Source organism: Vibrio sp. 10N.222.52.B12 (assembly GCF_002875385.1).
GTDB lineage: Bacteria > Pseudomonadota > Gammaproteobacteria > Enterobacterales > Vibrionaceae > Vibrio > Vibrio jasicida.
Genome location: NZ_MDAW01000148.1, coordinates 39,353 through 61,743 on the forward strand (window position 1 = coordinate 39,353; position 22,391 = coordinate 61,743).

The window sequence follows — 22,391 nt, forward strand, 5'->3', positions numbered from 1 at the left end:
CCTTATAGCTTCTTCGCATTCTCGATAGCATCGTCAATCGAACCGCAGTACATGAACGCTTGCTCTGGAATGTCATCGTATTCACCAGCTAGTAGACCTTTAAAGCCACGTAGAGTCTCTTTAAGAGGTACGTAAACACCAGGGTCACCTGTAAATACTTCCGCTACGTGGTAAGGCTGAGTTAGGAAACGCTCAATCTTACGTGCACGAGATACAACTTGCTTATCTTCTTCAGATAGCTCGTCCATACCTAGAATCGCGATGATGTCTTTCAGCTCTTTGTAGCGCTGAAGAGTCTGCTGAACACCACGAGCTGTGTCGTAGTGGTCTTGACCAACAACCAATGGATCTAGCATACGAGATGTAGAATCCAGTGGGTCGATCGCAGGGTATAGACCCATTGCTGCGATGTTACGGTTAAGTACAACCGTTGCATCCAAGTGCGCGAACGTTGTTGCTGGAGATGGGTCAGTCAAGTCATCCGCTGGTACGTATACCGCCTGTACAGACGTGATAGAACCTTGCTTAGTTGACGTGATACGCTCCTGTAGTACACCCATTTCTTCTGCAAGCGTAGGCTGGTAACCTACCGCAGATGGCATACGACCTAGAAGTGCTGATACTTCTGTACCTGCAAGCGTGTAACGGTAGATGTTATCGATAAACAATAGAACGTCACGACCTTCATCACGGAAACGCTCAGCCATCGTTAGACCTGTCAGAGCAACACGTAGACGGTTGCCCGGTGGCTCGTTCATCTGACCGTAAACCATTGCTACTTTTGATTCTTCAGGCTTCTCGATGTTTACAACACCCGCTTCCTGCATCTCAAAGTAGAAATCGTTACCTTCACGAGTACGCTCACCAACACCTGCAAACACAGATAGACCTGAGTGTTGAAGTGCGATGTTGTTGATAAGCTCCATCATGTTAACGGTCTTACCTACACCTGCACCACCGAATAGACCGATTTTACCACCCTTAGCGAATGGACAAATCAAGTCGATTACTTTAACACCGGTTTCTAGAAGTGCAGTTTCGTTTGATTGCTCTTCGTAGCTTGGTGCTTCACGGTGGATAGAGTAAAGCTCTTCCGCACCGATCTCACCACACTCATCAATCGCGTCACCTAGAACGTTCATGATACGACCTAGGGTTTTAGTACCTACTGGTACTGAAATTGGAGCGCCAGTGTTAACCACTTCAACTCCGCGACGTAAACCATCAGAGCTACCCATTACGATACAACGAACTACGCCACCGCCTAGCTGTTGCTGAACTTCAAGAACAAGACGCTCTTTTGAGTCCGTAACGTTTAGAGCGTCATATACACTAGGTACATTGCTCTGTGGGAACTCTACGTCGACTACCGCACCAATGATCTGTACGACCTTACCTGTAGCCATCGTTAATCCTCTAAACTATTTCGTTTAACCTAAGCTTAAACCGCTGCAGCACCTGATACGATTTCAGACAGTTCTTGTGTAATCGCAGCCTGACGGGCTTTGTTGTACACAAGTTCTAAGTCTTCAATCAGGTCACTCGCGTTATCCGTTGCAGCTTTCATCGCAATCATTCGAGCCGCTTGCTCACAAGCAAGGTTCTCAACCACACCTTGGTAAACCTGAGACTCTACGTAACGCACTAGAAGTGTGTCCAGTAGAGGTTTTGGTTCAGGCTCATAGATGTAATCCCATGAATGCTCTCGCTGCATTTCTTCGCTGTCCGATTTAGGCAAAGGTAGCAATTGATCGATCGTTGGTTGCTGAACCATAGTATTCACAAATTTGTTAAACACTACGTACAGGCGATCCAATTCACCCTCATCGTATTTCTTTAGCATTACGCTTACAGAACCGATTAGGTCTTCAAGGCTTGGGCTATCACCCAGACCTGAAACCTGAGCAGCAACTTTTGCGCCACTGCTTTTGAAAAATGCTGTCGCTTTTGAACCAACAACTGCCAGTTCAACTTCTGCACCTTTCTCTTTCCAAGCCTGCATATCTGTCACAGCTTTTTTGAACACGTTAATGTTCAAGCCGCCACACAGGCCACGGTCTGTAGAAACGATGATGTAACCAACACGCTTGGCTTCACGCTCTTCTAGGTACGGATGACGGTACTCTAGGTTTGCGTTTGCCACATGACCGATCACTTTACGCATTGTTTCAGCGTATGGACGAGAAGCTTCCATTGCATCTTGAGAACGACGCATTTTTGAAGCTGCTACCATTTCCATCGCTTTCGTAATTTTCTGCGTGCTTTTAACACTACCGATTTTATTACGTATCTCTTTTGCGCCGGCCATCGTTACTCTCCGTTAGTTGGTGGCAGAAACTGCCACCGACCTAATTACCAAGTTTGGGTTGCTACGAAGTCGTCAGTCAGCTTCTTCAACTGAGCTTCAACTTCATCGTTGTACGCACCCGACTTGTCGATCTCAGCTGCAAATTCAGCGTATTGACCGCGAGCATACGATAGTAGAGCCGCTTCAAAATCTAGCAGTTTGTTTAGTTCAACATCTGCTAAATAGCCGCGCTCTGCCGCGAAGATAACTAGTGCTTGGTCAAATACAGACATTGGAGCGTACTGCTTCTGCTTCATTAATTCTGTTACTTTTTGACCGTGGTCTAGCTGTTTCTTCGTCGCTTCATCAAGGTCAGACGAGAACTGTGCGAATGCCGCTAGTTCACGGTACTGAGCTAGTGCAGTACGGATACCGCCAGATAGCTTCTTGATGATTTTCGTCTGAGCTGAACCACCTACACGAGATACTGAGATACCTGGGTCAACGGCAGGGCGAACACCCGCGTTGAATAGCTCAGTTTGTAGGAAGATCTGACCATCGGTAATCGAGATTACGTTAGTCGGTACGAATGCTGAAACGTCACCTGCTTGAGTTTCGATGATAGGAAGAGCAGTTAGAGAACCAGTCTTACCTTTCACTTCACCGTTAGTGAAACGCTCTACGTACTCTTCGTTTACACGAGCTGCACGCTCTAGTAGACGAGAGTGTAAGTAGAATACGTCACCTGGGAATGCCTCACGGCCTGGTGGACGTTTTAGTAGTAGAGAGATCTGACGGTAAGCTACCGCTTGTTTAGATAGATCATCGTAAACAATCAGTGCGTCTTCACCGCGATCGCGGAAGTATTCACCCATCGCACAACCTGCGTATGGCGCTAGGTATTGTAGCGCTGCAGATTCAGAAGCAGATGCAACAACAACGATAGTGTTAGCTAGCGCGCCGTGCTCTTCTAGTTTGCGAACTACGTTAGCGATAGTCGATGCTTTCTGACCGATTGCTACGTAGATTGAGAAAATACCAGAGTCTTTCTGGTTGATAATCGCGTCGATCGCCATTGCTGTTTTACCAGTCTGACGGTCACCGATTACAAGTTCACGCTGACCACGACCGATTGGGATCATTGAGTCAACTGATTTGTAGCCAGTTTGTACAGGTTGGTCTACCGATTTACGGTCGATTACACCTGGTGCGATTACTTCTACAGGCGAAGTCAGTTTTGCTTCGATTGGACCTTTACCATCGATAGGTTCACCTAGCGTGTTTACTACGCGACCTAGTAGTTCTGGACCAACTGGCACTTCAAGAATGCGGCCAGTACCTGTAACTTTCATGCCTTCCTTAAGGTCAGCATATGGGCCCATTACTACCGCACCAACCGAGTCACGCTCAAGGTTAAGTGCTAGTGCATAACGGCCACCCGGTAATTCAATCATTTCACCTTGCATCACGTCCGCTAGGCCGTGGATGCGGATGATACCATCGCTTACCGATACGATAGTACCCTCGTTGCGAGCTTCACTAACAACGTCGAAAGATTCGATGCGTTGTTTGATTAGATCGCTAATTTCCGTGGAATTAAGTTGCATGCTCCAATCCCCATTAAGACTGCAATGCATCGCTCAGGCGGTTCAAACGACCTCGCGCTGAGTCATCGATGACTAGGTCTCCGGCTCGAATAATAACCCCACCAAGTAGGGTCTCATCTACGCTGCAATTCAGCTTCACTTTGCGTTCAAGACGCACTTCAAGTTTGCTGCCAATATTTGCTAGCTGTTCATCAGAAAGTTCGCTTGCTGAAATGACTTCAACATCGATTTCTTTCTCATGTTCTTTCTTCAATAAGAAGAATTGCTCACAAACATCGGGAAGGGCCGTTAAACGACCATTCTCAGCCATAACCTTAATCAGGTTTTGACCGTGCGCATCAACTTGTTCACCGCAAACTGCAACAAAAATTTCTGCCATTTTCTCGGCGGAAACAGAACCGGTTAAAAGTTCATTCATTTGTTCGTTTTTGGCAACTTCAGTAGCGAAAGACAACATTTGGCCCCATTGGTCCAACTGGTCTTTGTCTACAGCAAAGTCAAAAGCTGCTTTAGCATAGGGGCGTGCGATTGTAGTCAAATCAGACATATGCGCCCCCAGACTTAAAGTTTTGCAGTAATGTTGTCGAGAATATCTTTCTGAGCGTCTTTATCGATAGTACGCTCAAGGATTTTCTCGGCACCAGCTACAGCCAGAGTAGCAACTTGTTTGCGCAGCTCATCGCGTGCACGATTACGTTCAGCTTCAAGTTCTGCTTCCGCTTGCGCTAGGATTTTCTGGCGTTCTGCCTGAGCTTCCTCGCGAGCTTCATCAATAATTTGAGACTTACGCTTATTCGCTTGGTCGATGATCTCAGTTGCTGTGCGCTTCGCTTCTTTCATCTGATCAGAAGCGTTGGCTTGTGCTAGATCCAAGTCTTTTGCAGCACGTTCTGCTGCTTGAAGACCATCAGCAATTTTCTTCTGACGTTCTTCGATCGCTTGCATCAACGGTGGCCATACATACTTCATGCAGAACCACACAAATAGTGCGAACGAGATTGCTTGACCTAGCAGAGTTGCGTTTATATTCACAACAGCTACTCCCTTTTAAGAATCAACTACAAAAATACAATTAACAGAGTTGTTAATTAGCCTGCTAGTTGACCCACAAATGGGTTTGCGAAAGTGAATAGTAGCGCGATTACGATACCGATCATTGGAACCGCATCAAGTAGACCTGCGATGATGAACATCTTAACTTGTAGCATAGGAGCCATTTCTGGTTGACGTGCAGCACCTTCTAGGAATTTACCACCTAGCAGTGCGAAACCAATCGCTGTACCAAGAGAAGCAAGACCGACGATAATACCTACGGCGATTGCAGAAAAGCTCAGTAAAGTTTCCATTACTATCTCCAATTTATAGTTGTTGGCTTAGTGCCCAAATAAAAAGCTTAAAAAATTAATGATCAGCGTCTTCGTGTGCCATTGACAGGTAAACAATTGTCAACATCATGAATACGAAGGCTTGAATCGTAATAACCAAGATATGGAAGATTGCCCACGGTAGTGAACCCATCCATTGTAAGTACCATGGTAGCATTGCCGCACAAAGAATGAATACAACCTCACCCGCGAACATGTTACCGAATAGACGCATACCAAGAGAAAGAGGCTTCGCTAGTAGCGATACCACTTCGATCAGTAGGTTAAACGGAATCATTAGTGGGTGATTGAATGGATGTAGTGCAAGTTCTTTTGCGAATCCACCTAGACCTTTCACTTTGATGCTGTAGTAAATCATCAATGCGAAAACGCCTAGAGCCATAGCCATGGTGATATTCACATCAGCAGACGGTACAACCTTAAGGTAAGGGATACCTAGCCAATGCTCTGCTGGGTAAGGCAAGAAGTCGATCGGGACTAAGTCCATCACGTTCATCAAGAATACCCAACAAAAGATAGTCAGTGCTAAAGGCGCGATCAGTGGGTTGCGTCCATGGAACGTGTCTTTGACGTTTTCCGCGACAAATTCAACGATCATTTCTACAGCACACTGAAGCTTACCCGGTACACCCGCTGTTGTTCCCTTCGCTACTTTGTAAAAAATTCCGAGGAAAATTAAACCAGTAAACCAAGAAAAAAACAGGCTATCGATATGTACGTTCCAGAAACTTGCTTCATCCGCTACCAAGCCTAACTTAGCTAAAGAAAGGTTTGATAAGTGGTGGGCAATGTATCCGGACGATGTTAGCGCTTCACCTGGCGCAGCCATAACTCATCCTATTTTTTGTTGTTAATGAATAGCACTGGTGCACAGATATTAATACCTAGTACCAGCAAATAGGTTAGTTTGAGGGGAACAAGTTCCACCTGCATATACATGTAGGCAACGTAGAATAGCGCAACCGTGATGAGAATTTTCAGAGCTTCGCCTGTGAAAAATGAAGCTGCAATACGCTTTGCAGCGCGAGCCCCACTAAACATAAAAGCAAAGAGCGCGAATACTGCATTGGCAACGACAAAAATGCCACCACCAACCAACGCTGAAAATCCCCATTCAGGATTCACGGCCACCGCCATTCCTGCCGCCACAAAAATAACCGCGCCAGACTGGATCATTAACAATTGCTTTGCGAGCTCTCGTCCTGGTCTAGCTAACGCAGCTACCATGTATTCGTACCTCTAGTAATATCCACTTCGCACTAAACTCTATGTGCAGGGAAATTGGCGAAAATTATACGGTGAGAACAATTGAATGCAATTATATTGCATCAAAAACTTACAGTTTTGTTTACAATCCGACAACTTTCACACAAAATTCGATTAAATTGATTAATTGACCTAAATCAATTATCTCATCTAGGCCTCTAGCTTGGCAATCAGTTGATCCAATTTGTGAGGCTCATCAAGACTTATCGTCACTTTCGCTTTGCCGTTTGCAGAACGGACCAAAGAAACCTTAGCATCAAGCAGTTGACTCAATTTATGCGACATTTGCTCCGCTTCGGTATCTTCTTGTTGCGCTTTTTGCTCATTTTGTGGCGCTAAGCACTTTTTTACTAACTGTTCGGTTTGGCGAACTGTCATTTGCTTCTTAGCGACTTGCAGGGCTACTTCAATTTGTTGTTCGCCTTCTAAAGCCAACAATGCTCGAGCATGACCCATTTCTAATTTTTTATTGGCGACCAGACCTTTTACGTCAATTTCTAATTGATTCAGACGTAATAAGTTACTGACGGTCGTTCTTGATTTGCCAATCACATCGGCCACTTGCTGATGAGTCAGCGTGAATTCATCTTGCAAACGCTCAAGCGCTTGCGCTTCTTCAATCACATTCAAGTCTTCACGTTGAATGTTCTCAATCAGCGCCATTGCGATGGCTGCTCGGTCTTCAACCTTTTTCACCAAGCAAGGAACACGTTTCAACCCTGCTTGCTTAGCAGCGCGCCAACGGCGCTCACCAGCGATAATTTCAAACTGACCGCCTGCGACTTGACGTACAACGATAGGTTGAATGATGCCTTGTGATTGAATCGAAGCCGCTAGCTCTTCTAGGGCTTCTGGTGCCATATCTTTACGCGGTTGGTAAACACCCGGTTGCAATTGACCGATCGCTAAATCCGTCAGTTCACCATCTGCCGACAATGCTTGGCTGTGCGATGCAATATGCTGTTTTTCACGAGCCAGCGAACTGGTCGACAACAGCGCATCCAGTCCTTTTCCTAGACCACGCTTAGACATGGGATGAATTCCTTAGGTTAGAGTTAAACTGGGATTTCTTCGCGGCGGAGCATTTCGCCCGCTAGAGCTAGATACGCTTTGGCGCCTGCGGAGTACTTGTCATAGTACATTGCCGGTTTACCGTGGCTCGGCGCTTCGGCCAAACGCACATTACGTGGGATCACGGTACGGTAAACTTTACTACCAAAGTGTTTTTTAAGTTGATCGGATACTTCATTAGACAGGCGGTTACGTGGATCGTACATCGTACGCAGTAAACCTTCGATTTTGAGGTTTTCATTGACCACGGCCGCTAACTTGCTGATTGTATCCATAAGAGCAGTTAAACCTTCTAACGCAAAGTATTCACATTGCATCGGCACCAGCACAGAGTCGGCTGCGGCCATGGCATTGATTGTAAGAAGGTTTAGAGAAGGAGGACAATCAATAAAGATGAAATCATAGTTATCGCGAACTGGCGCAAGTGCGTTTTTTAAACGAACTTCGCGAGCGAACACTTCCATCAATTTGATTTCCGCAGCGGTAACGTCTCCGTTCGCAGCGATAAGATCGTATTTACCAGTGGTTTCAGTGCAAACCACTTGTTCAAACGGGGTATCTTCAACCAGAAGATCATACGCCGTGGCGTCAACCATGTATTTGTCGACACCACTGGCCATAGTAGCATTACCTTGAGGGTCGAGATCGATCACCAAAACCTTGCGCTTTGTTGCCGCCATCGAAGCTGCTAAGTTAATGCACGTTGTTGTTTTGCCGACCCCACCTTTCTGGTTGGCGATTGCTACTATTTTACCCACGATTACCTCGCTAATTTTCCTTGCGCGATAAGATTACTAGATGACGATCACCTTCCAACTCAGGAACAGCTAAAGATATGATCTCTGTCACACTACACCATTCAGGAAGCTGATCCATTTCATCTTTAGGGTGCTGTCCTTTCAGTGCTAGGAACACCCCGTTATCTTGTTTAGGCAGATGGTGACACCATTCCACCATGTCCGTCATTGAAGCAAAAGCTCGACTCAGAACGCCATCAAATTTTTCTTCTGGTTGGAATTCTTCGACACGACTTTGAATAGGCGTCACATTTTTCAGACCTAGCGTATGAACCACTTGTTTAATAAAACGAATGCGTTTGCCTAGACTATCTAGCAAGAAGAACGTTTTATCAGGACTCATTATGGCCAGAGGAATACCTGGTAAACCAGGGCCAGTACCCACATCGATAAAACGCTCGCCTTGTAAGTGAGCGCTAACCACTATGCTATCAAGAATATGTTTCACTAACATCTCAAGTGGATCACGAACCGATGTGAGGTTATACGCTTTGTTCCACTTGTCGAGCAGTTCGACATAGCCGACCAACTGCTCGCGTTGTTTTTCAGATACCTCTAAATCGGTTTTTTCGATTAGGGCATCCAGTTTTGTGCGTAGTGCGCTCATTTACTCGTCCTCGCCTTTTTTCAGCAAGCCGTGTTTTTTCAAGTGAACCAGCAAAATAGAAATTGCCGCAGGGGTAATACCTGAAATTCGAGAGGCAATCCCGATACTTTCCGGTTTTGCTTCCGTCAGCTTAGCTACAACTTCATTAGAAAGACCTTTCACGTCTTTGTAGTCCAGATCAGTTGGTAACTTGGTATGCTCATGACGCAATGATTTTTCAATCTCTTCTTGCTGGCGCTTAATGTAACCATCGTATTTCACTTGAATTTCAACTTGCTCTGATGCTTGTTGATCGTCAAGTGCTGGTGCGAACGCATCAAGTTGCGTCAGTTGTGAATACGATATCTCAGGACGACGAAGAAGATCTTCACCGCTAGCTTCACGTGCCATTGGCGTTTTCAATAGCTTGTTTAGCTCATCGATACCTGCAGAATTCGGATTCATCCACGTCGATTTCAGACGTTGACGCTCGGTTTCCATGTTGCCGATTTTTTCATTGAAACGCGCCCAACGAACATCATTAATCAAACCAAGTTCTCGCGCTTTTTCCGTCAAACGTAAGTCGGCGTTATCTTCACGCAGCAACAGACGGTATTCAGCACGAGACGTAAACATGCGGTATGGTTCTTTGGTACCCATGGTCGACAAATCGTCAATCAACACGCCCATGTAAGCTTGATCACGGCGTGGGCTCCAACCTTCTTTGTCTTGACTATGCAGACTAGCGTTCAGGCCAGCCATTAAACCTTGCGCTGCAGCTTCTTCGTAACCAGTCGTACCGTTGATTTGCCCAGCAAAGAATAGACCACTGATGAATTTGGTTTCGTACGTTTGCTTCAAATCACGAGGGTCGAAGAAATCGTACTCAATCGCATAGCCTGGACGAACGATATGTGCGTTTTCAAAACCTTTCATTGAACGAACAATTTGCACTTGTACGTCAAATGGCAGGCTGGTGGATATACCGTTCGGATATAACTCGTGCGTTGTTAGACCTTCTGGCTCGATGAAAATCTGATGGCTGTTTTTATCTGCAAAGCGCATCACCTTATCTTCGATAGACGGGCAGTAACGTGGACCGATACCTTCGATCACACCCGCATACATTGGGCTACGATCGAGGTTATTACGGATCACCTCATGAGTTTGCTCATTGGTGTGCGTAATAAAACATGGGATTTGACGTGGATGTTGATCACGATTACCCATGAAAGAAAATACAGGCGTTGGATTATCACCATGTTGTGCTTCAAGCACTGAGAAATCAACACTGCGTGCATCAATACGTGGTGGTGTGCCCGTTTTTAGACGATCCACACGGAACGGTAGTTCGCGTAGTCGATCCGCTAATGCGATCGACGGTGGATCCCCAGCACGGCCACCAGATGAGCTTTCCATACCAATGTGGATCTTTCCGCCAAGGAAAGTACCAACGGTGAGTACCACCGCTTTAGCTCGGAATTTAAGACCCATTTGCGTAACCACACCAACCGCTCGATCTTGCTCAACAATTAGATCATCAACCGATTGCTGGAACAAAGTAAGGTTTGGGGCGTTTTCTAATGCATCGCGAACATACGCTTTGTACAGCGCTCTGTCCGCTTGTGCACGTGTTGCACGTACTGCCGGACCTTTAGAGGCGTTCAGTGTTCGAAATTGAATACCTGCATGGTCGATAGCTTCTGCCATCAAACCGCCCATAGCATCCACTTCTTTTACTAAGTGACCTTTACCGATACCACCGATAGCTGGGTTACAAGACATTTGGCCTAATGTATCGATGTTATGGGTAAGGAGAAGCGTTTTTTGTCCTGTGCGTGCAGATGCGAGCGCGGCTTCCGTTCCTGCGTGTCCGCCACCGACAACAATGACGTCAAAGTTTTCGTGATAAAGCATGAACTGACCTCAGGTATTCAAAGGATTTAATGGACAGATAAAAAAGAGCGGTATTTTACCTTTTTTCTCTGTGAGAGAGAATCGTTTTCTCGCTTTTCAAATTTTAGTCTCCAAGACTATATATATAAGATCTATATATATGATCTTTTATTGGATCTATTATTAGGATCGACCATTTCTGTGGATAAGTAGAAAATGATCAACAAGATCATGGATCTTCTTTGGATCAAAAGTTGTGATCATGATTTGATCTGATCGAGGATTACCTGAGATCAAAATCGCTACTTATGCACAGGGGTAAAAATGGATCAAAGTTATTATTTGGATAACTAAAGGAAAGTCACTGGATCTTAGTATACTTATCCACAGATGGTTTGGGTGTTTTTTGAGCGGTTGAACAAAATTTTTTGAGAGAAGTTATTCACAATAGGGAGAAACAGAGCCGCAATGCGACTCTGTGATAGAGGAATTAAGCAGAAAAGCGAGCCAGATTTTCCTTCAACCACACTTCTGCGGCGTCTTCAGGTACGTCGTAGCTAAGTACATCAATCTTCAAGCAGTCTGTGATTGGTGTTGCGCCAATGTCTTCTAATAGGTCGAAAGCATGTTGGCCAGCAGCACAGAACGTATCGTAACTTGAGTCACCAATTGCTATCACAGCAAACTTTACGTCCGCCATCTTAGGCGGTGTGTTTTGTAATGCAGCAATAAAAGGCTGAATGTTATCTGGATATTCACCCGCGCCGTGAGTTGAAGTTATCACCAACCAAGTGCCTTGATTCTCGATAGCAGACAACTCTGGCTGGTTGTGGATCGTTGTTTCGAAGCCGTTTGCGTTGAGGAGATCACTTAAGTGATCTCCTACGTATTCCGCGCCACCTAAAGTACTGCCTGTAATAATGTGGATCATGTGTCTTCCTTATTGAGTCATACCAACGCCCGTAGGTATCTGAGCGTCAGCACAAAAAGAAACGCGGTGGTAAGCTCAAGCCTAACACCGCGCATTTTATTATTTGCCGATACAGAATGAAGAGAAAATTCGGCCGAGTAAGTCATCAGAGCTAAATTCACCAGTAATTTCATTGAGGTGCTGCTGAGTAATGCGTAGCTCTTCTGCGAGGATTTCCCCTGCCATGTACCCTTCTAGCTGCTCTTGGCCGATTTGAAGGTGTTGAGCTGCGCGTTCTAGCGCATCTAGGTGTCGACGGCGCGCCATAAAGCCACCTTCAGTGTTACCAGAAAAGCCCATGCACTCTTTTAAGTGAGTGCGCAAAGCATCCACACCCGAGCCCGTCTTCGCTGATAGGCGGATTAAGGTTGGATCATTGACGTGGCAGATCCCCATACTTTCACCGGTTTGATCCGCTTTATTACGGATCACTGTCATGCCCATATTGTTCGGCAAGCGATCGACAAAATCAGGCCAGATGTCTTTAGGATCGGTGGCGTCGGTTGTTGTACCGTCCACCATGAAAAGCACACGGTCAGCTTGTGCTATTTCGTCCCAAGCGCGTTCGATACCGATTTTCTCTACTTCATCTGAAGCGTCACGCAGACCAGCAGTATCGATGATGTGCAGTGGCATTCCATCAATATGGATGTGCTCTCGTAGTACGTCACGAGTAGTGCCTGCGATATCGGTTACGATGGCGGACTCTTTACCTGACAGTGCATTCAATAGGCTTGATTTACCCGCATTAGGACGACCTGCAATGACAACTTTCATGCCCTCGCGCATGATCGCACCTTGGTTAGCTTCTTTACGCACGGCATCAAGGTTGTCGATGATGGCTTGCAAGTCTCCAGACACTTTACCATCTGCAAGAAAGTCGATTTCTTCTTCAGGAAAGTCGATAGCTGCTTCTACGTAGATACGCAGATGAATAAGAGATTCCACCAGCGTTTGAATACGCTGTGAGAATTGACCTTGTAGCGACTGAAGTGCCGATTTTGCGGCTTCTTCAGAGCTAGCATCAATCAGGTCAGCGATTGCCTCTGCTTGGGTTAAATCCATCTTATCGTTTAAGAACGCGCGCTCAGAGAACTCACCAGGACGTGCGGCACGAACGCCCTCAATACCCAAGATACGCTTGATCAGCATGTCCATTACCACGGGGCCACCGTGGCCCTGCAGCTCTAACACATCTTCGCCTGTGAACGAGTGTGGGTTAGGGAAGTAAAGGGCAATGCCTTGGTCTAGCACGGTGCCATCTTCTGCTTGAAATGGCAGGTATTCTGCGTAGCGAGGCTTTAGGGTTTTACCGGTTACCTCTCGTGCTACTTGGTTGGCCTTAGGGCCAGAAACACGAATAATGCCGACACCGCCACGACCCGGTGCGGTTGCTTGAGCGACAATCGTATCTGTAGTCATAATCTTGCCTTTTGAGCTGGGCTATAGGATTTGAAGTCCTAGGGAGCCATAACCATTAATTAGCTGAATTGTAATCAGCCAAAAACAAAAAGGCGACCTTTTGGCCGCCTTTCTTATTCTTTTACTAAAAGGTTACTTGGTGTGTAAGCCTTTTTTCTCCAGCGCTTTGTAAATCAAAGTTTGTTGGATCAGCGTAACGATGTTCGACACCAACCAGTATAGAACTAGGCCTGATGGGAAGAACAAGAAGAAGAAGGTGAACATAACCGGCATAAAGGTCATGATCTTCTGCTGCATTGGATCCGTTACTGTCGTTGGGCTCATTTTCTGGATTAGGAACATTGATGCACCCATCAGAAGTGGCAGGATGTAGTACGGGTCCTGCGCTGAAAGGTCATGAATCCAACCGAAGAATGGTGAGTGACGTAGCTCAACCGATTCCATTAGTGCCCAGTATAGCGCGATGAAGATTGGCATCTGTAGGATAAGAGGTAAACAGCCACCCAGTGGGTTTACTTTCTCTTTCTTATACAGTTCCATCATCTCTTGGCTCATACGCTGACGGTCATCACCGATACGTTCACGCATTGCTTGCAGTTTAGGCTGTAGCATGCGCATTTTCGCCATAGATGTGTATTGCGCTTTCGTTAGTGGGTACATTGCACCACGAACGATGAAGGTCAAACAGATGATTGCCACACCCCAGTTACCCACGAAGCTTTGGATGAAAGCAAGCAGTGAGTGAAGTGGTTTAGCGATGAACCATAACCAACCGTAGTCAACTACTAGGTCTAGGTTTGGTGCTACTGCTGCCATTTCATTTTGTAGTTTAGGGCCAACCCATAGCGTCGCTTCGAACTGAGCTTGGTCACCTGTTGCGATAGTTTTGTTCGGCATACGAACACCGATATCGCCAAGGTTACCAATTACGCGAGTGTATAGGTTTGTACCTGGTTCGTTACGTGGGATCCACGCTGCAGCGAAGTAGTGTTGGATCATTGCTGCCCAACCTTGGCCGTCTGCGAGGTTGATAGACAGGTTACGATCCTGCATATCTTCGAAGCTGTATTTCTTGTAACGAACATCTTCAGTTGAGTAAGCACCGCCACGGTAAGTTGGCATCGTGATGCTACCGCCTGCGTCCATTAGGTTTTGACGCAAGTGAGCGTACATACCAAAGGTTGCATTGTTACCTGAGTTGTTCACGACATCGTATTCTACGTTTAGCGCGTAGCTGCCACGTGTGAATACATAAGTCTTAGTGTATTCGATACCGTTCGCAGTGAAAGTCATTGGAACACGTAGTTCGTCTTGACCGTCAGCCATAGTAAAGCTGTCTGCGCTCACGTTGTAGTGAGGACGGTTAGTGCTGCTTAGGTCAATACCTTGAGGACCCACTAGACCGCTTTGTGCGATGAACTGGTGGCCTTTAGTATCTTTAAGCAGAACGAAAGGATCTGATGAATCAAGTTCAGCAGCGTATTTGTTTAGGTCGGCATGTACCACATCGCCACCAACGGTGTCGATCGACAGAGTTAAAACATCAGTCGTTACTGTGATAGTTTTTGCAGAAGCTTGCTGTTGACCAGGAACTGGGTCTAGATCGTCAGCAAAAGATGGTGCAGGTAGAGTACTGCTTGATTGAGCCTGTTCAACCGCTTGAGGTGCTGGGTTCTTTGCTACTTGCCATTGTTGAAATAGCAAGAAAGAAACCAGTGCCAGAGCGATGAGCAGGATATTACGTTGAGAATCCATCGTTAGTTATCTCTGTCTTGTTTTTGGACTGGTGGAACGGGGTCATACCCCCCTTCATTCAAAGGGTGGCATTTTAATAGACGTTTGCCTGATAACCAACATCCTTTTACAAAACCGTGAGCTCTCAAAGCTTCTAGTGCGTAAGTAGAACAAGTTGGTGTGAACCGGCAACGAGGACCAATCAAAGGGCTGATAAACCAGCGATACAGATTAACGAGCCCAATGGCTATCCACGTGAAGGGCGAGACAGGCGATGCCATAGCTTATCAAACAACTTAAATAGTTCCTCATTGCTTAAATCTTGCGCGCTTTTCTTGGCAATCACAACAAAATCTTTATTTGGAAGTTGATGTTGATTGTTACGAAAGCTTTCACGAGCCAAACGCTTAAAGCGGTTTCGACCGACAGCAGTTTTGATTTGCTTTTTCGGAACAGCTAAACCTAATCGTGGGTGAGAAAGTTTGTTATTGCGAGCAATGATGGTGAAATGAGGCGAGCCAGCTCGATGAGCTTGCTGGAAGACGTTTTGATAATGCTCGGGAGTTAACAAGCGTAACTCCCGATTAAACGCGTACGTGTTCAAAATAAACTAGCGATTATTTTGATAGGCGCGCACGGCCTTTTGCACGACGTGCGTTGATAACTTTACGACCGTTCTTAGTTGCCATGCGAGCACGGAAGCCGTGAGTACGCTTGCGCTTTAGAACTGTAGGTTGAAAAGTGCGTTTCATGATAATTACCTTTACTGATCAGTAGTTTTAGGTTCTTGTTAAACCCGGCGTGGGCAATATGCTTTCTTATATAAAGAAACTCTTTATATAGAGAGAAGCAACCGACGCCTCTCAACAAAGAGGCGGAATTGTAATCACACTCACATAATGTGTCAATGACTCATGAGTACGAAATTCCGGCCGAGCGATTATACGTAGTGTGAGTAAAATCTCAAGGATCGATTGATCTTGATGCTTGATCTTTACTCTATCCCCACTTGGTTAAGGAATTTTTGCAGTCGAGGATCTTGTGGATTATCGAAGATATCTTGTGGAGAACCTTGCTCGACAATGTTGCCTTCGGCCATAAAGATCACTCGGTCAGCGACTTCTTTCGCAAATTGCATTTCATGTGTGACCACCAACATGGTCTGATGTTGGTTAGCTAACTTCTTCATTAATGAGAGAACTTCTCCAACCCATTCAGGATCCAACGCAGAAGTTGGCTCATCAAACAGCAGCAGTTCAGGTTGAAGTGCCATCGCTCGACCGATGCCCACACGTTGTTGTTGGCCACCAGACAATGCCGCTGGATAACTTTCGCCTTTATCACCAAGACCGATGTCATCCAGAATCTCTTGAGCACGCTGAAGTGCGTCGTCTTTCTTCCAACCGCGTACCGTGATCAAGCCCTCTGCGATGTTCTGACGTGCATTCATATGGGCAAACAAGGCATAGTTTTGGAAAACAAACCCAGTGCGGCGTCGCAGGGCTAATACTTCGGCTTTGGTATGCTTTTGTGTGTCGACAGAAATGTCATCAATGGTGATGCGACCTTCATCCGCTTGCTCAAGAAAGTTCACCGTGCGCAGTAATGTCGATTTACCCGTACCACTGGACCCTATAATGACGATGATCTCACCTTGTTGGATATCGAGATCAATGCCTTTTAACACTTCAGTGTCACCAAAGCGTTTGTGGATGTTTTCTAATTTGATCATCGTACGTACGCCTTATTCAATTTCGCTTCTGCCCAAATTTGTACTCGCGTCAGAATTACAACTACCCCCCAGTAAATTAGGGCGACAGCAAGAAACGCTTCAAAGAAGCGGAAACTCGATGACGCTTCCATTTGTGCTTTGGCCATGATTTCTGCCACACCAAGAGTGAAGGCGAGGGAAGTCGACTTAATCATATCGATGAAATAGTTCATCAATGAAGGCAGTGCGACACGCGTTGCCTGCGGAAGAATCACACGGCGCATGGCCTGTGGGGTTGTCATTCCAACCGATAAGCTCGCTTCCATTTGGCTACGATCAATGCCGATGATTGCGGCTCGGATGCTTTCCGCCATATACGCGGCAAAATGCAGTGTTAAACCAATCACTGCCGCTGAGAAGGCATCAAGACCGACCATGATCGGGAAGATTTGTGGTAAGCCGTAGTAAAGTAAAAACAGTTGAACTAAAAGTGGGGTCCCACGGAAGAAGCTGATGTAAAGTTGGCTCAATTGATCGAGAACTGGCAGCTTAAATACGCGAATATTAGCTAAAATGATGGCTAAAATCAGTGAAAAGACCAATCCCCATGTGGCCATTTCCATGGTTGTACCAAGATACTTGAGCAGTATTGGCAGCAGTTCCAACATGTAATTAAAATCAAATCCCATACGACTTACCTTGAGAAAAGAAAAGGTGGAATACGAAGTTCCACCTTGTCATTGAGTTAAAAAAGGACGCGAGATAAAGCTCTGCGTCCTAAAAGAAGAAAAGTTTTACTTAGTGATGTCGGCACCAAACCATTTCACTGAAATCTTCTCTACTGTTCCGTCGGCGCGCATTTCTGCAAGTGCTTTATTCACTTCCGCCTGTAGCTTACGACCTTTTTCGTTATCAACGAATGGCCAAGCGTTTTCAATGGTTTCAAATGGTTCACCCGCCAGTTGCAGCGGTAGACCTGTTTTCTTAATCAGTTCTAGTGCAGACAAACGGTCCATGATGAAGGCATCAGCACGGCCCAGCGCCACATCATGTTCAATACCCGTATCGTAAGTCTTGATGTTAATCTTGCCGTCTTTGTCGTAACTGCGAAGCAACTGTTCAAAGTTAGAGCCTAGGTTAACTGCAACCGTTTTGCCTGCTAGGTCTTCCACGCCTTGGATGCTGTCATTGCCTTTACGTACCGTGATTTGAGCGCCATCTACCACGTATGGGTCAGCAAATAGGTATTTCGCTTTACGTGCGTCTGTCATGGTGATTTGGTTCGAGATGGTATCAATACGACCTGTTTCTAGCAGGCCAAACAAACCAGAAAAGTTCGCTGTGACGTATTCGATCTTGTAGTCGTTACGTTTACCGATTTCATCCCACATATCCACTTCGAAACCTTGCAGCTTATCTTGCTTCACAAAGGTGAATGGGAAGTAGCGGCCAGACATGCCTACTTTTACTTCAGTAGCGGCAGTGTCGACAGCTGCTTGAACAGTCGCAGCAGACAAAGCGATGGCTGCAACGGCAACCTTAATCCAGTTTTTCATAATACATCTCCATACTTTTATGGTTGGAAATACTACTGTCAGTTAGCTCAATTAAATAAATAACCAAGTGCAATAACCTAGTCCTGAGAGTAATAAGATCGTATTTGGTATAGAGAGTAGGCAAAAATTAGCAATAAATGATGAAAAAACGATCGAAAAGAGCAGGAGTGGCGATCAAAAAACAACGGTGACGGAAAATTCATACACAGAGTTATCACCAATTACTGGATCTGACGGATTTTGCCCAAATGTGGATCGTTGTGTGGGCAATCTTGGGGCAAGATGTGTTGATCTCTCTATGTTCAGCTAAATAATTGTGAATAACTTAGATCTTATTCACTGGATCGTCGATCAATTGCTGGCGATCTTGGTTATCAACAGGTAAAATTGCCAGTCTTTTCCGATAATTCAAATACTCAGTGGGGGCACCGTGTCATCTTCGCTTTGGTTGCAATGTTTGCAGCAGCTTCAAGAAGAGCTACCAGCTACAGAATTCAGCATGTGGGTTCGTCCGTTACAAGCGGAGCTCAATGACAATACTCTCACTCTGTTCGCCCCAAACCGCTTTGTTTTGGACTGGGTTCGTGACAAGTACCTGAACAGCATCAACCGTTTACTGCAAGAATACTGCGGTAACGACGTCCCTAGCTTGCGCTTTGAAGTGGGCAGCCGCCCAGTTGCAGCGCCTAAGCCGGTACCGACACGTACGCCAGCCGATGTGGCTGCTGAGTCTTCAGCGCCTGCACAATTGCAAGCTCGTAAACCTGTACATAAAACGTGGGATGACGACGCTCAAGCGATCGCGAACATCAACCACCGCTCAAACGTGAACCCGAAACACAAGTTCAACAACTTCGTTGAGGGTAAGTCGAACCAACTTGGTTTAGCGGCAGCACGTCAGGTTTCAGATAACCCAGGCGCAGCCTACAACCCACTTTTCCTATATGGTGGTACGGGTTTAGGTAAAACGCACTTGCTTCACGCTGTAGGCAACGCGATTGTGGATAACAATCCAAACGCAAAAGTGGTGTACATGCACTCTGAGCGTTTTGTGCAAGATATGGTAAAAGCACTGCAAAACAACGCGATTGAAGAATTCAAACGTTACTACCGCAGTGTTGATGCACTTCTTATCGATGACATCCAATTCTTTGCTAATAAAGAGCGTTCACAGGAAGAATTTTTCCATACCTTCAACGCGTTATTGGAAGGCAACCAACAGATCATTCTAACGTCTGACCGTTATCCAAAAGAGATCAGCGGTGTAGAAGATCGTCTGAAATCTCGCTTTGGTTGGGGTCTGACGGTTGCGATCGAGCCACCAGAACTTGAAACGCGCGTGGCGATCTTGATGAAGAAAGCGGAAGACCATCAAATCCACCTAGCGGATGAAGTGGCCTTCTTTATTGCTAAGCGTCTGCGTTCAAATGTTCGTGAGCTCGAAGGTGCACTGAACCGCGTTATCGCAAACGCAAACTTTACGGGTCGTCCAATTACGATTGATTTCGTTCGTGAAGCGCTACGTGACTTATTGGCACTGCAAGAAAAGCTCGTGACCATCGACAACATTCAAAAGACGGTGGCGGAATACTACAAAATTAAAGTGGCGGACCTGCTGTCTAAACGTCGCTCTCGCTCGGTTGCTCGTCCTCGCCAGTTGGCAATGGCATTAGCAAAAGAGCTGACCAACCACAGCTTGCCGGAAATCGGCGATGCATTTGGTGGTCGTGACCACACCACGGTACTGCATGCTTGTCGCAAGATTGAGCAGCTGCGTGAAGAGAGCCACGATATTAAAGAAGATTACTCTAACTTGATTCGCACCCTGTCTTCTTAATCGGTTAGAATGACAGTATTCCAAGCAAATCATTAATTGAGCTGACAGCGTAAAGAGCCAAGCATGAAATTTACTATTGAACGTAGTCATTTAATCAAACCGCTACAACAGGTTTCAGGCGCATTAGGTGGCCGACCGACCCTACCAATTCTGGGTAACCTACTGCTTAAAGTAGAAGATAATGTGTTATCCATGACCGCGACCGACCTGGAAGTGGAATTGGTGAGCAAAGTGACTCTAGAAGGGGATTTTGAAGCGGGCAGCATTACCGTTCCTTCTCGTAAGTTTCTCGATATCTGTCGTGGTCTTCCAGATGACTCTATCATCACCTTCGTGCTGGAAGGCGATCGTGTACAAGTTCGTTCTGGTCGTAGCCGTTTCTCATTGGCCACACTTCCTGCGAACGATTTTCCGAACATCGAAGATTGGCAGAGTGAAGTTGAAGTGTCACTGACTCAGTCTGATCTACGTACACTGATCGAAAAAACACAGTTCTCAATGGCGAACCAAGACGTTCGTTATTACCTAAACGGTATGCTGTTTGAAATCGACGGTACGACGCTACGCAGTGTAGCGACTGATGGTCACCGTATGGCAGTTTCTCAAACACAACTGGGTGCTGATTTTGCGCAAAAGCAAATCATCGTGCCACGTAAAGGCGTACAAGAGCTGGTTAAGCTAATGGATGCACCAGAGCAACCTGTTGTACTACAAATCGGTAGTTCAAATGTGCGTGCAGAAGTGAACAACTTCATTTTTACTTCTAAGCTCGTTGATGGCCGTTTCCCAGATTATCGCCGCGTAATGCCGCAAAGTACCAACAAAACATTAGAAGCAAGCTGTGATGAATTACGCCAAGCGTTTTCTCGCGCTGCTATTCTTTCTAATGAAAAATTCCGTGGTGTTCGCGTGAATCTTGCGGGCAGTGAAATGCGCATTACGGCGAACAACCCAGAGCAAGAAGAAGCAGAAGAGATGCTGGACGTAACCTTTGAAGGTGACGCGATCGAAATCGGCTTCAACGTAAGCTACGTGCTGGATGTGCTTAATACATTGCGCTGTGAAAAAGTGCGTGTGTCGATGTCGGATGCCAACGCCAGTGCGTTGATTGAAAACGCAGACGACGACAGTGCCATGTATGTGGTAATGCCAATTCGTCTATAAGCTATCTGAATGCCACTTTCTCGCCTTATCATTCAGCAATTTCGAAACATTAAAGCCTGTGATATTCATTTATCGACAGGCTTTAACTTTCTTATTGGACCGAACGGCAGCGGTAAAACCAGTGTCTTAGAAGCGATTTACTTGCTCGGACACGGACGCTCTTTCAAGAGCTCGTTGACCGGACGAATCATCCAAAATGAGTGTGATGAACTGTTTGTTCATGGTCGTTTTTTGAACTCGGATCAATTTGAGCTACCTATCGGCATTAATAAGCAGCGTGATGGCTCAACAGAGGTTAAAATAGGCGGTCAATCTGGGCAAAAACTGGCGCAGCTTGCACAAGTTCTGCCGTTGCAGTTGATACATCCAGAAGGGTTTGATCTCCTTACGGATGGACCTAAACATCGCCGTGCATTCATCGATTGGGGGGTGTTTCATACGGAACCCGCTTTTTATGATGCATGGGGGCGATTTAAACGTCTCAACAAGCAACGTAATGCACTGTTAAAAACCGCTAACAGTTATCGAGAGCTCAGTTATTGGGATCAAGAGATGGCTAGGTTGGCTGAAAATATCAGCCAATGGCGTGCGCATTACATCGAACAGATGAAAACCGTAGCGGAAACCATCTGCCAGACATTTTTGCCAGAATTTGAGATCCAATTAAAGTATTATCGTGGATGGGATAAAGACACACCCTATCATGAGATACTAGAAAAGAATTTCGAGCGTGATCAGTCATTGGGGTACACCTTTAGTGGCCCGAATAAGGCTGATTTGCGAATTAAAGTGAATGGAACACCAGTAGAAGATGTTCTTTCACGCGGTCAGTTAAAACTCATGGTGTGTGCATTGCGTGTAGCGCAGGGACAACATCTTACCGAGATGACCGGAAAACAATGTATTTACCTAATTGACGACTTTGCGTCGGAATTAGACAGCCAACGTCGCAAGCGTCTTGCTGACTGCTTAAAAGAGACGGGCGCACAAGTATTTGTAAGCTCTATCACTGATAGCCAAATCGCCGATATGTTGGACGATACGGGCAAATTGTTTCATGTGGAACATGGCAGGATAGAGTCAAACTAGAAGAGAGAAACTC

At 45.9% G+C, this 22,391-nt stretch carries 24 protein-coding genes; 3 read left to right on the plus strand and 21 right to left on the minus strand.

Going from position 1 to position 22,391, the window contains the following annotated elements:
- Nucleotides 1–2: 2 nt before the first annotated feature.
- The 21 genes from atpD to BCT11_RS22600 all read right to left on the minus strand — a co-directional run bounded on the left by atpD (nucleotide 3) and on the right by BCT11_RS22600 (nucleotide 18,288).
- Nucleotides 3–1,406 (minus strand): F0F1 ATP synthase subunit beta, encoded by a 1,404-nt coding sequence (gene atpD / locus BCT11_RS22500; protein WP_038870187.1) that lies wholly within the window; start codon nucleotides 1,404–1,406, stop codon nucleotides 3–5.
- Nucleotides 1,407–1,441: 35 nt separating this feature from the next.
- Nucleotides 1,442–2,308, minus strand: a complete 867-nt coding sequence (atpG, locus tag BCT11_RS22505) for a F0F1 ATP synthase subunit gamma (RefSeq protein WP_038870188.1) — start codon at nucleotides 2,306–2,308, stop codon at nucleotides 1,442–1,444.
- Nucleotides 2,309–2,352: 44 nt separating this feature from the next.
- A complete protein-coding gene (atpA, locus tag BCT11_RS22510) occupies nucleotides 2,353–3,894 on the minus strand; it encodes a F0F1 ATP synthase subunit alpha (protein ID WP_038870189.1) in 1,542 nt (513 codons plus the stop codon).
- Nucleotides 3,895–3,907: 13 nt separating this feature from the next.
- A complete protein-coding gene (atpH, locus tag BCT11_RS22515) occupies nucleotides 3,908–4,441 on the minus strand; it encodes a F0F1 ATP synthase subunit delta (RefSeq protein ID WP_038870190.1) in 534 nt (177 codons plus the stop codon).
- 14 nt (nucleotides 4,442–4,455) lie between these two features.
- The gene (gene atpF, locus BCT11_RS22520) at nucleotides 4,456–4,926 is read right to left on the minus strand and encodes a F0F1 ATP synthase subunit B (RefSeq protein ID WP_005451032.1); all 471 of its coding nucleotides are present in this window, start codon (nucleotides 4,924–4,926) and stop codon (nucleotides 4,456–4,458) included.
- A gap of 56 nt (nucleotides 4,927–4,982) precedes the next feature.
- Nucleotides 4,983–5,240 (minus strand): F0F1 ATP synthase subunit C, encoded by a 258-nt coding sequence (atpE, locus tag BCT11_RS22525; RefSeq protein WP_005372317.1) that lies wholly within the window; start codon nucleotides 5,238–5,240, stop codon nucleotides 4,983–4,985.
- A 55-nt stretch (nucleotides 5,241–5,295) separates the two neighbouring features.
- A complete protein-coding gene (gene atpB, locus BCT11_RS22530) occupies nucleotides 5,296–6,108 on the minus strand; it encodes a F0F1 ATP synthase subunit A (RefSeq protein ID WP_020195196.1) in 813 nt (270 codons plus the stop codon).
- Between the two features lie 8 nt (nucleotides 6,109–6,116).
- Entirely contained in the window at nucleotides 6,117–6,506 is a 390-nt protein-coding gene (locus BCT11_RS22535) for a F0F1 ATP synthase subunit I (protein ID WP_038870191.1), read from the minus strand.
- A 189-nt stretch (nucleotides 6,507–6,695) separates the two neighbouring features.
- Nucleotides 6,696–7,577, minus strand: a complete 882-nt coding sequence (locus BCT11_RS22540) for a ParB/RepB/Spo0J family partition protein (RefSeq protein WP_038875194.1) — start codon at nucleotides 7,575–7,577, stop codon at nucleotides 6,696–6,698.
- Nucleotides 7,578–7,600: 23 nt separating this feature from the next.
- Nucleotides 7,601–8,374, minus strand: coding sequence for a ParA family protein (locus tag BCT11_RS22545; protein ID WP_038870193.1), 774 nt, complete (start codon nucleotides 8,372–8,374; stop codon nucleotides 7,601–7,603).
- Nucleotides 8,375–8,384: 10 nt separating this feature from the next.
- A complete protein-coding gene (gene rsmG, locus BCT11_RS22550; RefSeq protein ID WP_038875192.1) occupies nucleotides 8,385–9,020 on the minus strand; it encodes a 16S rRNA (guanine(527)-N(7))-methyltransferase RsmG in 636 nt (211 codons plus the stop codon).
- Nucleotides 9,021–10,916 (minus strand): tRNA uridine-5-carboxymethylaminomethyl(34) synthesis enzyme MnmG, encoded by a 1,896-nt coding sequence (gene mnmG, locus BCT11_RS22555; protein ID WP_102389333.1) that lies wholly within the window; start codon nucleotides 10,914–10,916, stop codon nucleotides 9,021–9,023.
- Between the two features lie 469 nt (nucleotides 10,917–11,385).
- Nucleotides 11,386–11,826, minus strand: coding sequence for an FMN-binding protein MioC (gene mioC, locus BCT11_RS22560; RefSeq protein ID WP_038870197.1), 441 nt, complete (start codon nucleotides 11,824–11,826; stop codon nucleotides 11,386–11,388).
- Between the two features lie 99 nt (nucleotides 11,827–11,925).
- Entirely contained in the window at nucleotides 11,926–13,287 is a 1,362-nt protein-coding gene (gene mnmE / locus BCT11_RS22565) for a tRNA uridine-5-carboxymethylaminomethyl(34) synthesis GTPase MnmE (RefSeq protein WP_102389334.1), read from the minus strand.
- Nucleotides 13,288–13,419: 132 nt separating this feature from the next.
- Nucleotides 13,420–15,042, minus strand: a complete 1,623-nt coding sequence (gene yidC, locus BCT11_RS22570) for a membrane protein insertase YidC (protein ID WP_039977916.1) — start codon at nucleotides 15,040–15,042, stop codon at nucleotides 13,420–13,422.
- Between the two features lie 2 nt (nucleotides 15,043–15,044).
- Nucleotides 15,045–15,302, minus strand: coding sequence for a membrane protein insertion efficiency factor YidD (gene yidD / locus BCT11_RS22575; RefSeq protein WP_005451046.1), 258 nt, complete (start codon nucleotides 15,300–15,302; stop codon nucleotides 15,045–15,047).
- A complete protein-coding gene (gene rnpA, locus BCT11_RS22580; protein WP_009699098.1) occupies nucleotides 15,269–15,592 on the minus strand; it encodes a ribonuclease P protein component in 324 nt (107 codons plus the stop codon). Before rnpA ends, yidD begins: the two co-directional genes overlap by 34 nt.
- 46 nt (nucleotides 15,593–15,638) lie before the next feature.
- Complete coding sequence (gene rpmH, locus BCT11_RS22585) at nucleotides 15,639–15,773, minus strand: 50S ribosomal protein L34 (RefSeq protein ID WP_005378825.1); 135 nt, start codon at nucleotides 15,771–15,773, stop codon at nucleotides 15,639–15,641.
- 242 nt (nucleotides 15,774–16,015) lie between these two features.
- Nucleotides 16,016–16,753: an amino acid ABC transporter ATP-binding protein gene (locus tag BCT11_RS22590; RefSeq protein ID WP_045401032.1), complete on the minus strand. Its 738-nt coding sequence runs from the start codon at nucleotides 16,751–16,753 to the stop codon at nucleotides 16,016–16,018.
- Nucleotides 16,750–17,421, minus strand: coding sequence for an amino acid ABC transporter permease (locus tag BCT11_RS22595; RefSeq protein WP_038870202.1), 672 nt, complete (start codon nucleotides 17,419–17,421; stop codon nucleotides 16,750–16,752). Before BCT11_RS22595 ends, BCT11_RS22590 begins: the two co-directional genes overlap by 4 nt.
- Before the next feature lie 105 nt (nucleotides 17,422–17,526).
- A complete protein-coding gene (locus BCT11_RS22600) occupies nucleotides 17,527–18,288 on the minus strand; it encodes an amino acid ABC transporter substrate-binding protein (RefSeq protein WP_038875186.1) in 762 nt (253 codons plus the stop codon).
- A 430-nt stretch (nucleotides 18,289–18,718) separates the two neighbouring features.
- Between BCT11_RS22600 and dnaA the strand changes: the two genes are divergently transcribed.
- The 3 genes from dnaA (at nucleotide 18,719) to recF (ending at nucleotide 22,378) form a co-directional block, all read left to right on the plus strand.
- Nucleotides 18,719–20,125 (plus strand): chromosomal replication initiator protein DnaA, encoded by a 1,407-nt coding sequence (gene dnaA, locus BCT11_RS22610; RefSeq protein WP_038870205.1) that lies wholly within the window; start codon nucleotides 18,719–18,721, stop codon nucleotides 20,123–20,125.
- Between the two features lie 63 nt (nucleotides 20,126–20,188).
- Nucleotides 20,189–21,289, plus strand: a complete 1,101-nt coding sequence (dnaN, locus tag BCT11_RS22615) for a DNA polymerase III subunit beta (RefSeq protein ID WP_038870207.1) — start codon at nucleotides 20,189–20,191, stop codon at nucleotides 21,287–21,289.
- A 9-nt stretch (nucleotides 21,290–21,298) separates the two neighbouring features.
- Complete coding sequence (gene recF / locus BCT11_RS22620) at nucleotides 21,299–22,378, plus strand: DNA replication/repair protein RecF (RefSeq protein ID WP_038870208.1); 1,080 nt, start codon at nucleotides 21,299–21,301, stop codon at nucleotides 22,376–22,378.
- Nucleotides 22,379–22,391 lie beyond the last annotated feature (13 nt).